This window comes from Sphingobium sp. AP49, from assembly GCF_000281715.2.
In the GTDB taxonomy this organism is placed as follows: domain Bacteria; phylum Pseudomonadota; class Alphaproteobacteria; order Sphingomonadales; family Sphingomonadaceae; genus Sphingobium.
This window is the reverse complement of record NZ_CP124576.1, coordinates 3211687-3226047: the sequence shown is the minus strand read 5'-3', so window position 1 is coordinate 3226047 and position 14361 is coordinate 3211687. Positions and strand designations below refer to the sequence as shown.

General features: G+C 64.7%; 12 protein-coding genes. 7 read left to right on the top strand and 5 right to left on the bottom strand.

Annotated features, from left to right (window positions below; translation table 11 throughout):
* The first annotated feature begins 111 nt into the window (after nucleotides 1-111).
* From PMI04_RS15365 to PMI04_RS15345, 5 genes are all read left to right on the top strand, one after another.
* Nucleotides 112-1689 (top strand): cytochrome ubiquinol oxidase subunit I, encoded by a 1578-nt coding sequence (locus PMI04_RS15365; RefSeq protein WP_202947608.1) that lies wholly within the window; start codon nucleotides 112-114, stop codon nucleotides 1687-1689.
* Nucleotides 1690-1713: 24 nt separating this feature from the next.
* Nucleotides 1714-2859: a cytochrome d ubiquinol oxidase subunit II gene (cydB, locus tag PMI04_RS15360; RefSeq protein WP_007708615.1), complete on the top strand. Its 1146-nt coding sequence runs from the start codon at nucleotides 1714-1716 to the stop codon at nucleotides 2857-2859.
* 11 nt (nucleotides 2860-2870) lie between these two features.
* A complete protein-coding gene (cydX, locus tag PMI04_RS15355) occupies nucleotides 2871-2972 on the top strand; it encodes a cytochrome bd-I oxidase subunit CydX (protein ID WP_007708613.1) in 102 nt (33 codons plus the stop codon).
* An 86-nt stretch (nucleotides 2973-3058) separates the two neighbouring features.
* The gene (locus PMI04_RS15350) at nucleotides 3059-3784 is read left to right on the top strand and encodes a carboxymuconolactone decarboxylase family protein (protein WP_007708611.1); all 726 of its coding nucleotides are present in this window, start codon (nucleotides 3059-3061) and stop codon (nucleotides 3782-3784) included.
* Between the two features lie 12 nt (nucleotides 3785-3796).
* The gene (locus PMI04_RS15345; protein WP_007708609.1) at nucleotides 3797-4081 is read left to right on the top strand and encodes an antibiotic biosynthesis monooxygenase family protein; all 285 of its coding nucleotides are present in this window, start codon (nucleotides 3797-3799) and stop codon (nucleotides 4079-4081) included.
* A 54-nt stretch (nucleotides 4082-4135) separates the two neighbouring features.
* Here PMI04_RS15345 and PMI04_RS15340 read toward each other — a convergent pair whose 3' ends face one another.
* Entirely contained in the window at nucleotides 4136-4273 is a 138-nt protein-coding gene (locus tag PMI04_RS15340) for a hypothetical protein (RefSeq protein WP_007708607.1), read from the bottom strand.
* Nucleotides 4274-4592: 319 nt separating this feature from the next.
* On the opposite strand from PMI04_RS15340, the gene PMI04_RS15335 reads away from it, so the two are divergent.
* A complete protein-coding gene (locus PMI04_RS15335; RefSeq protein ID WP_007708605.1) occupies nucleotides 4593-6173 on the top strand; it encodes a hypothetical protein in 1581 nt (526 codons plus the stop codon).
* A 321-nt stretch (nucleotides 6174-6494) separates the two neighbouring features.
* Nucleotides 6495-7313, top strand: coding sequence for a LytTR family DNA-binding domain-containing protein (locus PMI04_RS15330; RefSeq protein ID WP_007708595.1), 819 nt, complete (start codon nucleotides 6495-6497; stop codon nucleotides 7311-7313).
* 12 nt (nucleotides 7314-7325) lie between these two features.
* Here PMI04_RS15330 and PMI04_RS15325 read toward each other — a convergent pair whose 3' ends face one another.
* The 4 genes from PMI04_RS15325 to PMI04_RS15310 form a co-directional block, all read right to left on the bottom strand.
* Nucleotides 7326-8102, bottom strand: coding sequence for a sulfite exporter TauE/SafE family protein (locus PMI04_RS15325; RefSeq protein ID WP_007708593.1), 777 nt, complete (start codon nucleotides 8100-8102; stop codon nucleotides 7326-7328).
* Between the two features lie 213 nt (nucleotides 8103-8315).
* Complete coding sequence (locus PMI04_RS15320; protein ID WP_007708590.1) at nucleotides 8316-10793, bottom strand: exo 1,3/1,4-beta-D-glucan glucohydrolase; 2478 nt, start codon at nucleotides 10791-10793, stop codon at nucleotides 8316-8318.
* Between the two features lie 24 nt (nucleotides 10794-10817).
* Nucleotides 10818-12098: a cation:proton antiporter gene (locus PMI04_RS15315; RefSeq protein WP_007708588.1), complete on the bottom strand. Its 1281-nt coding sequence runs from the start codon at nucleotides 12096-12098 to the stop codon at nucleotides 10818-10820.
* Nucleotides 12095-14359, bottom strand: a complete 2265-nt coding sequence (locus tag PMI04_RS15310) for a glycoside hydrolase family 3 protein (protein ID WP_037486111.1) — start codon at nucleotides 14357-14359, stop codon at nucleotides 12095-12097. Before PMI04_RS15310 ends, PMI04_RS15315 begins: the two co-directional genes overlap by 4 nt.
* Nucleotides 14360-14361 lie beyond the last annotated feature (2 nt).

The window sequence follows — 14361 nt, the reverse complement described above, 5'->3', positions numbered from 1 at the left end:
CAATTACCCTAGCAGGGCGGATAGAATTTGATCTGCCTCAATGATGTAGCACCGTCACACCAATATTCCGCGAGCCATCATGGTTCAGGGAAGAAGAAGGGGGTCGCGATGATAAGCATGGCCGTCGTTGAATTATCCAGGCTGCAATTCGCTCTCACGGCATTGTATCATTTCCTGTTCGTGCCCCTGACACTGGGCCTTTCCTTCATGCTCGTCATCATGGAAAGCGTCTATGTCATGACGGACCGCCCGATCTGGCGGGACATCACCCGCTTCTGGGGCAAGCTGTTCGGGATCAACTTCGTCCTTGGCGTGGCCACTGGCCTCACCATGGAGTTCGAGTTCGGCACCAACTGGGCCTATTATTCGCACTATGTCGGCGACATTTTCGGCGCGCCGCTGGCGATCGAGGGCCTGATGGCCTTCTTCCTGGAGGCGACCTTCGTCGGCCTCATGTTCTTCGGCTGGGATCGCCTGTCGAAGCGCGGCCATCTGCTCACCACCTTCATGGTGGCGCTGGGGTCGAACCTGTCGGCGCTCTGGATCCTGGTCGCCAATGGCTGGATGCAGCATCCCACCGGTGCGACCTTCAACCCGCAGACGATGCGGATGGAGGTGACCGACTTCATGGCGGTGATCTTCAATCCGGTCGCTCAGGCGAAGTTCGTCCACACCGTCAGCGCCGGCTATGTCTGCGCCAGCGTCTTCGTGCTGGGGGTCTCGGCTTATTATCTGCTCAAGGGCAAGCATGTCGCCATCGCCAAGCGTTCCTTCACCGTCGCCGCCGCCTTTGGCCTGGCCGCCTCGCTGTCGGTCGTCGTGCTGGGTGACGAAAGCGGCTATGCGCTGACCGAGAACCAGAAGATGAAGCTCGCCGCGATCGAGGGCATGTGGGAAACCGAACCCGCCCCCGCCGGCCTCTCCATCTTCGGCCTGCCGTCCAACAGCGGGCGGGAAACCACGCACGAGATCAAGATACCCTATGTACTGGGCCTCATCTCGACCCGCAGCCTGACCGGCGAAGTCAGCGGCATCAACGAACTGGTCGACACCGCCAAGGTGCGGATCGCCGCCGGCATCATCGCCTATGATGCGGTCGAGACGCTGAAGGTCGATCGCAACAATCTGGTCGCGCGGGAAGCGTTCGAGCGCAACAAGGCGGATCTGGGCTATGCCCTGCTGTTGAAGCGCTTCGTCGCCGATCCGCGCCAGGCCAATGCCGCGACGATCGAGAAGGCGGCCTGGAGCACCGTGCCCAATGTGCCGGCGATCTTCTGGATGTTCCGCATCATGGCGGGGCTGGGCTTTGCCTTCATCGCCTTCTTCGCGACCGCCTTTGCCTTCTCGTCGATGCGGCGGTTCGATGCGCGCTGGTTCCTGAAACTGGCCGTCTTCATGATCCCGATGCCGTGGATCGCGATCGAGGTCGGCTGGGCGGTGGCGGAAATCGGGCGCCAGCCCTGGGCGGTGGATGGCGTGCTGCCGACCTTCCTTGCCGCCTCCAGCCTGACGGTGCCGCAATTGTGGACCACCATCATCGGCTTCACCCTGCTCTACGGTATCCTGGCGGTGATCGAGGTGAAGCTGATGCTCGCCACCATCGCCAAGGGGCCGGAACGCTATATCCCCTGGCGGCCTGACAGCCCCGCCGAGCCGGCGCCCGATTTCCGCGCCGTGCCCGCCGAATGACGCCCGCCAACCGGAGTTAGGACAATGACCATTCCGCTCGATTATGAAACGCTGCGCGTCATCTGGTGGCTGCTGCTGGGCGTGCTGCTGATCGGCTTCGCCCTTACCGACGGCTTTGACCTGGGATCGGCGGCCTTGCTGCCCTTTGCCGGCCGGACCGACGAGGAACGGCGCATGATCATCAACAGCGTCGGCGCGACCTGGGAAGGGAACCAGGTCTGGTTCATCCTGGGCGGCGGCGCCATCTTCGCCGCCTGGCCCTTCGTCTATGCCGTCAGCTTCTCCGGCTTCTATCTCGCGATGTTCCTGGTGCTCTCGGCGCTGATCCTGCGGCCTGTCGGCTTCAAATATCGCTCGAAGAAACCCGATGCCCGCTGGCGGGCCGGCTGGGACTGGGCGCTGTTCGTCGGCGGTCTGGTGCCCGCGCTCGTCTTCGGCGTCGCGGTCGGCAATGTGCTGGTCGGCGCGCCCTTCCGCCTCGATGGCGACCTGCGCATGTTCTATGAAGGATCGCTGCTGGGCCTGTTCACGCCCTTCACCCTGCTGACCGGCCTGCTGTCGGTCGCGATGCTGGTGCTGCATGGCGCCGGCTGGCTCAGCCTCAAGACCGAGGGGCCGGTGCTACAGCGCGTGCGTCTTTATGGTCAGGGCGCGGCGATCCTGTCGATCCTGCTGTTCGCCATCGGCGGGCTGTTCGTCGCCTGGAGTGGCATGGGCTATCGCGTCGACGGCGTGATCGATCCCAACGGTCCGTCCAACCCGCATCTGGGCGGCGCGGTCGCGGCGGCGGGCGCCTGGCTCGACAATTATGCCGCGCATCCCTGGATGCTGCTGGCGCCGATCCTGGGCTTTGCGGGGCCGGTGCTGGCATTGCTGGGCATTCGTGGCCAGCGCGACACTTTGGTCTTCGCCGGCTCGTCGATCGCCAATGTCGGCATCATCAGCACCGTCGGCCTGTCGATGTTCCCCTTCATCCTGCCCAGTTCGATCGATCCGGGGTCCAGTCTGACGGCATGGAATGCCTCGTCCAGCCACGGCACCTTGTTCACCATGCTGATCTGCACCGTCATCTTCCTGCCGATCGTGCTGGCCTACACCGCCTGGGCCTACAAGGTGATGTTCGGCCGCGTGACCGATCGGGAAATCCGCCTCAACCCCGACTTTTACTAAGGATCCGACCTATGTGGTATTTTGCCTGGATATTGGGCGTCGGCCTCGCCGTCGGCTTCGGCATCCTCAACGGCATCTGGCATGAATTTCATTCCGATCCCGAGGAATATTGACCGGACATATAGCGCCCCGGCGGTTTGACACTGCCGGGGCACCAAGCCACTTCGACGGAGCGGGAGACCGAAGGGAAGAGGCTGGCATGACCGAGAGTGCGGATGTGCAACCCGGAATGGGCGCCGAGACCGCTGGCATTGCCCGCCGCCATGACCAGATATTGGGTGGCGCACCCCGGATCGAGCCGCTGCAGATCGATGAATATAGCGGCGATCTTGATCCCCTGATCCGACAGATGATCGCGATCAACCAGTCCATCAATGCCCGCGAGGCGGAACTGCTCACTGATGTGGCGGACGCGCGTGGGGCCGGGCAGGAAGCGGCTGACATGGCCGTCCTGCTGGCCCGCTTGCCGGAGATCATCCGGACGATGCTGCGCCATCCAACCCTTTTTGCGCGCCAGACCGATGTGGGCGTTCTGCTGTTGACGGAAGGGCGATTGGCGCCGCGTGATCGCGAATTGGCGATCCTGCGGATCGCATGGTTGTGCCAGGCGCCTTATGAATGGGGCGAGCATATCCTGATCGCGCGCCATGCCGGGATCGGAAGAGAGGACGTCGAACGGATCATCGTGGGTTCGACCGACGCGGCATGGAACGCAAATGATCGCGCCATTCTGCGCGCGGTGGAGGAACTGCATGGCGATGCCATGATCCAGGATGACACCTGGGCAACACTGGCAACCCGGCTGGATCCGGCGCAACTCATCGAACTGCCCATATTGATCGGTCAATATCAGACGGTTGCCTATTATCAAAATGCGCTGAAGCTGCGGCTGCATGGCGGCAATGCCGGCCTCGCAGCCCGTTAGGAGAGATATGGCATGCTAGTAGAACAGTCGTTGCTGATGGTGAAGCCGGGCATGGAGGAGGCGTTCGAGACCGCCATGCAGGATGACGGCTTGCCCCTGCTGCGCGGCCTGGTTGGTGTGCAGGCGGTGCGCTTCGGGCGAGGGGTGGAGCATCCCGATAAATTCATCCTGCTGATCGAATGGGCCAGCATGGACGATCATGTCGCCTTCACCACGACGCCCCAGTTCGCAGAATTTCGCAGGCTGCTCGCACCCTATACCGCTGGCGGCAGCATGGAGCATTTCCGGATGCAGTGACATGCCTATCGCCGATCTTGCCGGGCATGGCACAGACGGCGATAGGCGCAGTCGTTATTGGGCGTGCGGAGCCGCTGGACTGTCGAGCTTCACGAAGCCGGACGGGGTCTGGACCCATTGTCCAGCCTTTTTGCTGGTCGGGGTGAAGGCGACGCGCGCCTGTGGCGTGTGAGCACTGCGAATGGGTTTCATCGTTGCTACTCCCTGTTCGTCCTCAATCTACCGTAAAGTGCCCCCAATAAACCTCGGTATTATTACCGGGGCAGGTATCAGGTCGGATATGTTCTTGGGCTTTGTAATATTACGCAACCATGACGGTAACGGTCCGGGGCCATTTTAGTTCCGGCCTCCGATGAACACAGGTGTCGATGCCGCGATCGACATCGCTGCTGCTGGCCGCTGCTGTCGCGCTATCGCTCGAGCGATTTGGTCTGGCCAATTTTGCGTCACCCTTGCTGGCCGGCACGGTGCGGGCGATAGTGCCGGTCAAGCAACGGAGAGGGAGAGCGACATGCGCAACAGCCATTTGCGGATCGCACAATATGGCGTGACGACCGGTGCGCTGCTGCTCGGCGGCGCCGTACTTGCTTCGCCTGTCGCCAATCCGACCGAATTTGCGCGGATTGCCAAGGTGGATGACCAATATCAGGCCTATAATGTTGAGATGGTGGAAGTGGTCGGCGGCCGGTTCTGGGCGCCCTATCCCAAGCCGGGAGAAGCCGCGCCCAAACCTAGCGTCGGGCCGAGCGGCGGTGTCGACATGGCGGCGGTCATGTTTCGCAAGCGCGATCCGATCAACCTGAAGACCGACCTGCGCTTGCGCAATCTCGCCAGGGCACTGGGGCCGACCTATATACGGGTCAGTGGGGGATGGGCCAATGCCACCTATTTCCATGACAGCGATGCCCCACCGCCGGCAACGCCGCCCAAAGGCTATCAAAGCGTGCTGACCCGCGACCAATGGGCCGGCGTGATCGACTTCGTGCAATCGGTTGGCGGCAAGCTGGTCGTCTCCTTTCCCGTCAGCGAGGGCGCACGCGATGCCTCTGGCGTGTGGAATCCCGAGCAGGCGCGCCAACTCAATGCCTATACCCGCAAGCTTGGCGGGCATATCTATGCGGCTGAACTCATCAACGAACCCAATGTCGGTCCGATGGTGGGCTTGCCCAAAGGCTATGATGCCGGCACCTTTGCCAAGGACATGGCCGTCTTCCGCGCCTTTCGCGATGCCGAGGCAAAGGACATGAAGATCGTTGGTCCCGGTAGCACCGGAGAAGCCGGGTTCGTGATATTCCCGGCCAATGCCGGCCAGATTTCAACCGATGCGCTGATGGGGACGGAACCGCGCGCCAAGGTCGATATCTTCTCCTACCATTTTTACGGTACCGTTTCCCAGCGCTGCGCGAGGATGGACAAGAGCGCCGGCATCGCACCGGATGCGGCCTTGAGCGAGGACTGGCTGGGGCGGGCGGATCGCTATGTCGATTATTATAGGCCGCTGCAGCAGCGCTATGCGCCCGGGACGGATATCTGGATCACGGAGACGGCGCAGGCGGCCTGTGGCGGTGACGCCTGGGCGGCGACATATCGCGACACGTTTCGCTATGTGGATCAACTGGGGCGTCAGGCGCGGCAGGGCATCTCGGTCGTCTTTCACAATACGCTGGCGGCCAGCGACTATGCGTGGATCGACGAAGACACGATGGAGCCGCGTCCCAGCTATTGGGCGGCGGTTCTATGGGCGCGCCTGATGGGCAATGTCGTGCTGGACGCCGGACAAAATTCCGGGAAGCTGCATCTGTACAGCCAATGCCTGCGTGGCAAGCCGGGCGGCGTGGCCGTCGTGGCGATCAATCTCGACACCGCCAGTCCGGCACGCTTTGCAATGGCCGGAAAGGCCGTTCGTTACACATTGACCGCCGACAGTCTGGACGCCGGGACGGTGAAGCTCAACGGCCGCCTGCTGACGGTGGGCAAGGATGGGGTGGTGCCGCAATTCAAGGGCGTCAGCGCCCAGGGCGAGCAATCCCTGCCTGCGGCAAGCATCAGCTATATGGCCTATCCCGACGCCCATAACCCGGCCTGTCGCTGAAGCGCGGGCCGGTACCGGGCGATCGGGAAGGCGTGGAACGGCACATCAGGCGAGGGCAAGGGCAAAGGCACCCATATGGGCGATGATGGCGCAGCACATGATGGCGATCGCGCTCTTGGTGCTCAGAAAGTCGGTCATTGTCAGTCTCCCTATCCGGTCAAAGTGGATGATCCATTCATCGGCCCGCCGGTATGAAAGGGAGCGATGGCAGGCGGCGATTGACGGGCAAGCGGCTTTCCGTCACGCGGAAGGATGATAAGGAAAAGCACGGAAATCCGCGCCTTGCGCGGTTCGCGTTTCGTGAATGGGAAGGGGGATTGCGTGAAAAGTCTCCGCCGTGTGCTGTTGGAACTGTGGGCGATGCTGCCGGTCGCGGCGGTCGTCGGCTTCCTGGGGCCGTTCGGCACCTATCTGTCCGGTGATTTTTTCCTGCGCGCGGGGCGATGGTGGCTGTTGCTGATGGGGGCCTATATATTGGCGCGCCCGACCATGATCGCCTGGCGGGCGATCGCCCGGGCGACCGGCCTGCCGCGCGGATCGCTGGTCTTCTGGGGCATGGTCGTGTCCAGCTTTCCCCTGGCCCTCATCTGGCGTCTGGTCGGGCGCGACGAAATAAGGCTGCTGGGCGGTTATCCCGGACTGCTGCCCTTCACCTTGCTATGCTGTCTGCTGGTCATGACCATCGCCTGGTGGGCGGAACGGGCCGACGCCCATCTGCTGCGCTATTATGACGAGCATATGGGGCCAGCGACCATGTTCGCGCAGGGGGCCGAACGGACCGAGGCGCCCGCCTTGCCGGATGGGCCGGCGAGCAGGGCGGATGGCACCCGCCTCGATCGGCGCCTAAGTTCCGCTTTTACGGGGCCGGTGCTCGCGCTGGAGAGCGAGGATCATTATGTCCGCGTCCATGGACCGCGCGGCAGCGAACTGATCCTGATGCGGCTGCGCGACGCCATTGCCGAAATGGATGATATGCCCGGTGCGCAGATCCATCGCAGTTGGTGGGTCGCCAAGGCAGCGGTCGCCGATGTGCCCGGCATCGGCAAGAGCCGGGAAGTCCGGCTGACCAACGGCATGTCCGCCCCGGTGGCACGGGATTCGGTCGATCGGCTGCGCCAGTCCGGTTTCCTGCCGGGCTGACGCCCCGGCGTTTCAGAAGACCAGGTTGAGCGCGACGATGATCAGGATCGTCGCCAGGATCGTGCGCAGCACCGCTTCGCGCACATGCGATGCCAGCAGGCTGCCGACGATGATGCCGGGGATCGACCCGATGAGCAGCGAAGCGAGCAGCGACATGTCGACCGTGCCCAGCCACCAATGGCCGATGCCCGCCACCAGCGTCAGCGGCACGGCATGGGCGACGTCGCTGCCGACGATCCGGGCGAGCGGCGTGCGGGGATAGAGGATCAGCAGCGCGGTCGCGCCGATCGCGCCAGCGCCGACCGAGGTGATGGTCACCGCCACGCCGACGATCACGCCCAGCAATATGGTGAGGTTGCGGGTGGTCGCCGGGCTGCGATCCTGGCCATGGCTGCGCGACCAGGCGGTGATCCGCTCGCGGAACAGCAGCACCAGGCCGGTGAGGAGCAGCATCACGCCCAGCGTCACCTTGATCGGATCGACCACGGCGGCGGATGGTGGCCCCATCGCCCGCAGCGCCATCAGCGCACCGATCGCGGCGGGCATCGACCCCAGTGCCAGCCAGCCGACGATCGCCCAGTCGACCGACCGCTTCCAGCCATGGACTAGGCTGCCCACGCTTTTGGTGACGCAGGCATAGAGAAGGTCGGTGCCGACTGCGGCGGCGGGATGGAAATTGAACAGCAGCACCAGGATCGGCGTCATCAGCGATCCGCCGCCAACGCCGGTCAGCCCGACCAGCGTGCCGACAATGAAGCCCGTCAGGGAATAAAGCGGATTGATCGTCACGGCCGCTCCTGCGGCGTATGACAAATGGAGGTGCGACCCGTCATGGCGTCACCTAAGGGCGATCGTGCCGCCCATGCAAGTCCCTGCACTCGATCCATATCCGTGCGTCCCCCCTTATGTTTCGCGGTGGGACATAGCGGACGCCACGGCGGCGCGAAACCCGCCCCTGACTACAGGGGGGTGATAGCTTTGCTTCGCGCCGCCACGGCCGGTTCACCCCCCGCAGGCATTCATCGGCATGCTGACATAGTCCAGCTTCACGTCGGAAATCGCGATCGTCATCGGCCCGCTGGTCGACAGGACGAAGGGCGCCGTCAGTGCGTGCATGTCCGCGCCCCGGCTAGCAAAGCATTGCAGCGGTACGGCAAAGCTGGTCCAACTGCCCGGCACTGCCTTGGCCAGGCTGGCATCGATCGGCACGGCGATGGTCTTGCCGCCGCTTTCCACGCCGATCGTCACCGGCGCCCCGGGCTTGGCGTCGAGCCGATACTGGATCACCAGGCTGATCTCGCCATTGCTTTCGCGCGCCAGGTCGATCGGGCGGGGCGCGACGATCGCGACCTTGCCCGGCGCGCCGCCGCTCCAGCTGAACAGGCGGGCATCCTCCTGCGCGCGGCGGTCGACGCCCGATTGCTTGACCAGTTCGGTGTCGATCGCCCAGCCCGGCGGCGTGCGGCCGGTGCCATAGAAGGTGCCCGGCGTCGCCTCGGCCATGCCGGCGGGGCGGCTCTCGTCGAGCGGCCCGACCTTGCCCGGCTTGGCGTAGGACAATCCATAGCCAAAGGCGAAGAGCGGATCATAGCCCGGGTCGCGGCGATTGAGCACATATTGATCGGGGCGCTTGGGCCAGGAGAAGCCGAGCGTGCCGCGGAAGTCATGATTGATGCTGCCATCGGCTTTGGCGAACAGGACGTCGGCGACGCCGCCGCCCTCGCTGCCCGGCAGGAAGGCCGCGACAAAGGCGTCCGACGCATTGAGTTCGGCATTCACCCAGAGCGGCCGGCCCGACAGGAAGACCGTGACCACCGGTATGCCGGCTGCCTTCAACTTCTTGAGCAGGGCGAGGTCCGGCTTGTCGCCCGGACTATATTCCAGATTGGGGATGTCGCCCTTGAACTCGGCATAAGGCTTCTCGCCGAACACCACGATCGCGGCGTCCGGCTTGGTCGTGAAGCTGCCGTCGGGCGCATAGCTGGCGGTGCCGCCGGCCGCTTTCACCGTGTCGGCAATCCCCTTCCAGATCGAGGTGGCATTGGGGAAGGCGCTGTTGGGCAGGTCCGCGCCCTGCCAGGTGATCGACCAGCCACCGGCCTGCTGGCTGATGCTGTCGGCAGCGGCGCCGGCGACCAGGATATGGGCGCTGGGCTTGAGCGGCAGTACGCCCTCATTCTTGAGCAGCACCAGCGATTCCTGCACCGCCTGGCGGGCGATCGCCTTGCTGGCCGGACCGGCAATCACGTCGAACTTGCCGGCAAAGGGGCGGGACGAAGGCCGGCCGCGATCGAAGGTGCCGGCGCGCAGCTTCACCCGCAGGATGCGGCGCACCGCGTCGTCCAGTCGGCTCGCCGGTATGGTGCCCTCCTTCGCCTCGCGCAGGGTATTGGCATAGAGCTGCTTCCAGCCGGGGCCGGAATACATGAACATGTCGAGCCCGGCATTGATCGCCTGGGGACAATCCTCATTGGTGCAGCCGCGCACCTGGCCATGGCTGTTCCAGTCGCCCACGACGAAGCCGTCAAAGCCCATCTGCTCCTTCAGCACGCCCGTCAGCAGGGACTTGTTGCCGCTCATCTTCTCGCCGTTCCAGCTGGAGAAGCTGGCCATGACCGATTGCGTCCCAGCCTCGATCGCGGCGGGATAGCCGCCCAGATGGACGTCGCGCAGCACCTGTTCGGACACCACCGTGTCGCCCTGGTCGCGGCCGCCGGTGCCGCCGTCGCCCAGGAAATGCTTGGTCGTGGCGATCAGATGGTTGGGCGCCAGGAAATCCTTGCCATTGACCTTGCCCTGCACGCCCTCGATCATCGCGCCGGCATAGTCGGCGGCGATTGCCGGCTCCTCGCCATAGCTTTCATAGGTGCGGCCCCAGCGGTCGTCCTGCACCACTGCCAACGTCGGCGCGAAGGTCCAGTCGAGGCCGGCGGCGGCGGTTTCCAGCGCGGTGATCTCGCCGATCTTGCGAATAAGGTCGCGGTCGCGCGCGGCGCCCAGGCCGATATTGTGCGGGAACAGCGTGGCGCCGACGATATTATTGTTGCCGTGGACGGAATCCGTGCCCCAGATGATCGGGATCTTCGGCCGGCCGTCGTTGCGGGTCATCGATGCGTCGTAAAATTCGTCGGCCAGCTTCAGCCATTTGGCCGGCGAGGCATATTCGTCGTCATAGGGGCCGCTATTGCCGCCGTTCAGCACCGACCCTATCTTGTAGGTGACGACATCGGCCGGCTTGATCGATCCGATGTCGACCTGGATCAACTGGCCGACCTTGTCCTCGATCGACATCGCCCGCATCAGTGCGTCGATCCGCTGCTCCACCTTGGCGTCGCGCTTGGGCTGGGCGTTGAGCTTGGGCCAGATCGCGGGGTTGGCGATCGAGGCGGTCGGCTGCTGCGGCACCGACTGGGCTGCGGCGCCGCCGGTCAGCGCCAGCGCAAGGATGGAAAGAGACGCGGACGAAAGGCGCGGGATCATGGGGACTCCTGTGCAGGCGAAGCGTCAGGCTTCGGCGGGTCTGGCAAGTGGTTGCGGGGTGGCGCGCAGCAGGATGCGCAGGATCGGTCCGGTCATCAATGTCGTGACCACGGCCATCACCACAAGAATGGTGAACATCGATTTGGGCAGGAAGCCGAGGTCATAGCCGACATTGAGCACGATCAGCTCCATCAGCGCGCGGGTGTTCATCAGCGATCCTAGGATCAGCCCGTCGCGGTGCGGCCAGCCGCTCACCCGGGCGGCGCAATAGACCGGAACGATCTTGGCCAGGATCGCGGCGGCGCAGGCGGCGATCAGCCAGAAACATTCGGTGCCGGTGGCCAGGCCCAATATGTTGGTGCGCAGGCCCGTGAAGGTGAAGAAGATCGGCAGGAAGAAAACGGTGACGAAACGGCCCACCTGTTCCTGCCAGGCATCAACCAGCGCGCGATGGCGATGGAACAGCAGGCCCGCAGCAAAGCCGCCGAAGATCGCGAAGATGCCCAGCGCATAGGTGCAGAGCGCCAGGCCGAACATCATCAGCAGCAGGATCGCCAGCAGCGACGGCGGAATCGTGCCCCGCTCCAGCGGGAAGCGGGCGACCAGCCGGTCGGCGAGCGGCGCGGCGACGAAGCGCAGGGCGAAGAGGAAGAGGGCGAGGCCCCCGACATGGACGACCAGATAGCTGCCCGACAGCTGCGCCGTGGCAAAGGCGGCGATCCCGGCCAGCAGCACCCAGCCGACGACATCGTTGATCGCGGCGGCCGAGATGGCGACGATGCCGATGTCGGTGCGGGTCAGGCCGAAATCGCCCAGGATGCGGCCGAGGATCGGCACCGCCGTGATCGCCGTCGCGACGCCGCAGAACAGGCTGTAGACGAAGGGATCGATGGAGGGGGCCAGCGCCGCCGCCGACCATTGGCCAACGCCGAAACCGGCGAGGAAGGGAATGGCGACGGAGGTGATGGCGACTAGCAGCGTCGTCTGGCGCAATCGCGCCTCGCGCAACCGGGCGAACTCAAACTCGCTGCCGATCTGGAACATCAGCAGGATGAGGCCGATCTGGCTCAGCACCGTCACCGCCGGTTCGGGCTTGGCGCCGAACAGGATAAGCGATAGGCCGGGAAAGAAATGGCCGAACAACGATGGGCCGAGCAGCAGGCCGGCGACGATCTCGCCCACCACGCCGGGCTGCCCCATGCGGCGGAACAGTACGTGCATCAGCCGGGCGGCGCCGATCATCACGATCAGCTGGACCAATACCGTGAAGAGCAGCAGCTCGGTCTGATGCGTGGCGCTGGTCATGGCTTGAGCGCGACCGCGTCCAGCCGGGCCGAGCCGGTCAGCGCCGCGTCGCCCGCGAAATGGCCGATGCGCAGCTTGTAATTGCCCGCGTCCAGCGCCCAGCCGGATTTGGCCTCGTCAAAGCGGGCGATGACGCGCGGATCGACGGTCAGGCTGACCTGCCGGGTCTCGCCGGGTTTCAGCCAGACCTTCTCGAACCCGGCCAGGCGATAGGCCTTGGTGCCCGCGGCGCTCTTTGCCTCGACATAGAGCTGGGGCACGTCGGCGCCCGCGCGCTGGCCGCTATTGGTGACATCGAAGCTGACGCTCAGCTTGGTGCCGTCGGCCACCTTCAGATTGGCATAGTGGAAGCTGGTATAGGTCAGGCCATAGCCGAAGGGGAAAAGCGGCTTGGCGTTCTTGGCCGCATACCAGCGATAGCCGACATCGGCGCCCTCGGGATAGTCGACCGGGAAGGAGGCGACCCCGCCGCTCATGCCATAGACGGTCTTGTCGCCGGCGTCCCGGCGGGCCTCGGCGGCGTGCAGCTCCGCGAGGCCCATCGGTTCCGGGCGCGGCGCCTGATCGACGCCGACCGGGAAGGTGATGGGGAGGCGCCCCGAAGGATCGACATCGCCGAACAGGATGTTGGCGATCGCCTCGCCGCCACGCTGGCCGGGATACCAGGCCTGCAGGATGGCGGGCACGCGGCTGACCCAGGGCATCAGCACCGGGCCGCCGGCCTCGACCACCACCAGCGTCTTCCTGTTGGCGCCGGCGACGGCGTCGATCAGCGCATCCTGATTGTCGGGCAGGGCCATGCTTTCGGGGTCCTGCGCTTCGGTGCGCCAGGCCCAGGCGAAGACGATCGCCATGTCGGCGCCCTGTGCGGCGGCGGCCGCTGCCTTGGGATCGCTGCCGTCGATATAGGTGACCTTGGCATTGGGGGCGAGCGCCTGGATCGCCTTCAGCGGCGAGGAGGCGTGCCAGGTGATCCGCGCGAAGGAGGCGGCCGCCCCCTTGGTCAGCGGGATTTCGACCGGCGCGCCGCCGACCGAGCGGACCTGCGACGATCCACCGCCCGACAGCACGCCGACATCGGCATGGGCACCGATCAGCACGATTGTCTTGGCGGTCTTCGCCAGCGGCAGCAGATTGCCGTCATTCTTGAGCAGGACGATGCCTTCCTCGGCCGCCTTCTGCGCGACCAGTGCGTGGGCCGCATAGTCGATCGGTTGAGCGCTGTCGGGCACGGCCTGGTCCATCAGCCCGCTGTCGATCACGCCGAACACGATGCGACGGACCATGTCGTCGAGCCGGCTCATCGGGATGCGCCCCGCCTTCACCGCATCGGCAAATTTGGTATCGAAGAACATCTGGTCGTCCAGTTCCTGGCCGCTATCCTGGTCCAGGCCTTTGATCGCCGCCTTTTCGGTCGAATGGACTGCGCCCCAGTCCGACATGACCCAGCCCTTATAGGCCCAGTCCTGCTTGAGGACGGTGTTGAGCAGCCAGTCATTCTCGCAGGCATAGTCGCCATTGACCTTGTTATAGGCGCACATGACCGACGCCGGCTGGCCGATCTCGATCCCTAGCTGGAAGGCGAGCAGGTCGCTCTCCCGCAGCGCCGCCTTGTCGATCCGCGCGTCGAGCACATTACGGCCGGTTTCCTGCGAATTCAGCGCAAAATGCTTGATGGTCGAGACGATATGGTTGCTCTGCACGCCCTTGATATGTTCGCCGACCATGGTGCCGGCGAGCAGCGGGTCTTCGCCCAGATATTCGAAATTGCGACCGTTCCAGGGATCGCGGGTCAGGTTGACGCCGCCGGCCAGCAGGATGTTGAAGGTCTTGGCCCGTGCCTCTGCGCCGATCATCGCGCCGCCTTCATAGGCGAGCTTGGGATTGAAGGTCGCGGCGGTGGCGATGCTGGCGGGCAGCGCGGTGGCGACGTCGCCCTTGCGCTGCTCGACCTGATTGGCGACGCCCAGGCTGGCGTCGCTCTCGCGCAGCGTGGGAATGCCCAGGCGCGGGATACCCGGAATATGGCCGGCCGACGGGATCATCGCGATCGGCGGCACGGGCTTTGCCAGCGGCGGGAAATAGCCGTGGATCAGCTGCAATTTCTCGTCCAGCGTCATCTGCTTGACCAGCGCGTCGGCGCGGGCCTGCGCCGACTGGGCTGTGGCTGCTGCGGGGGCGGACGCGGCGGTCTGTGCAGCGGCAACGCCGGTCAGGCTGCTGGCGATCATCAGGGCGGCGATCAGCGCCGTCTTCTTCATTG

Coding starts and splice junctions, on each gene's coding strand:
- cydB (WP_007708615.1), top strand. CDS start 1,714: ATGACCATTCCGCTCGATTATGAAACGCTGCGCGTCATCTGGTGGCTG.
- cydX (WP_007708613.1), top strand. CDS start 2,871: ATGTGGTATTTTGCCTGGATATTGGGCGTCGGCCTCGCCGTCGGCTTC.
- PMI04_RS15350 (WP_007708611.1), top strand. CDS start 3,059: ATGACCGAGAGTGCGGATGTGCAACCCGGAATGGGCGCCGAGACCGCT.
- PMI04_RS15345 (WP_007708609.1), top strand. CDS start 3,797: ATGCTAGTAGAACAGTCGTTGCTGATGGTGAAGCCGGGCATGGAGGAG.
- PMI04_RS15340 (WP_007708607.1), bottom strand. CDS start 4,273: ATGAAACCCATTCGCAGTGCTCACACGCCACAGGCGCGCGTCGCCTTC.
- PMI04_RS15335 (WP_007708605.1), top strand. CDS start 4,593: ATGCGCAACAGCCATTTGCGGATCGCACAATATGGCGTGACGACCGGT.
- PMI04_RS15320 (WP_007708590.1), bottom strand. CDS start 10,793: ATGATCCCGCGCCTTTCGTCCGCGTCTCTTTCCATCCTTGCGCTGGCG.
- PMI04_RS15315 (WP_007708588.1), bottom strand. CDS start 12,098: ATGACCAGCGCCACGCATCAGACCGAGCTGCTGCTCTTCACGGTATTG.
- PMI04_RS15310 (WP_037486111.1), bottom strand. CDS start 14,359: ATGAAGAAGACGGCGCTGATCGCCGCCCTGATGATCGCCAGCAGCCTG.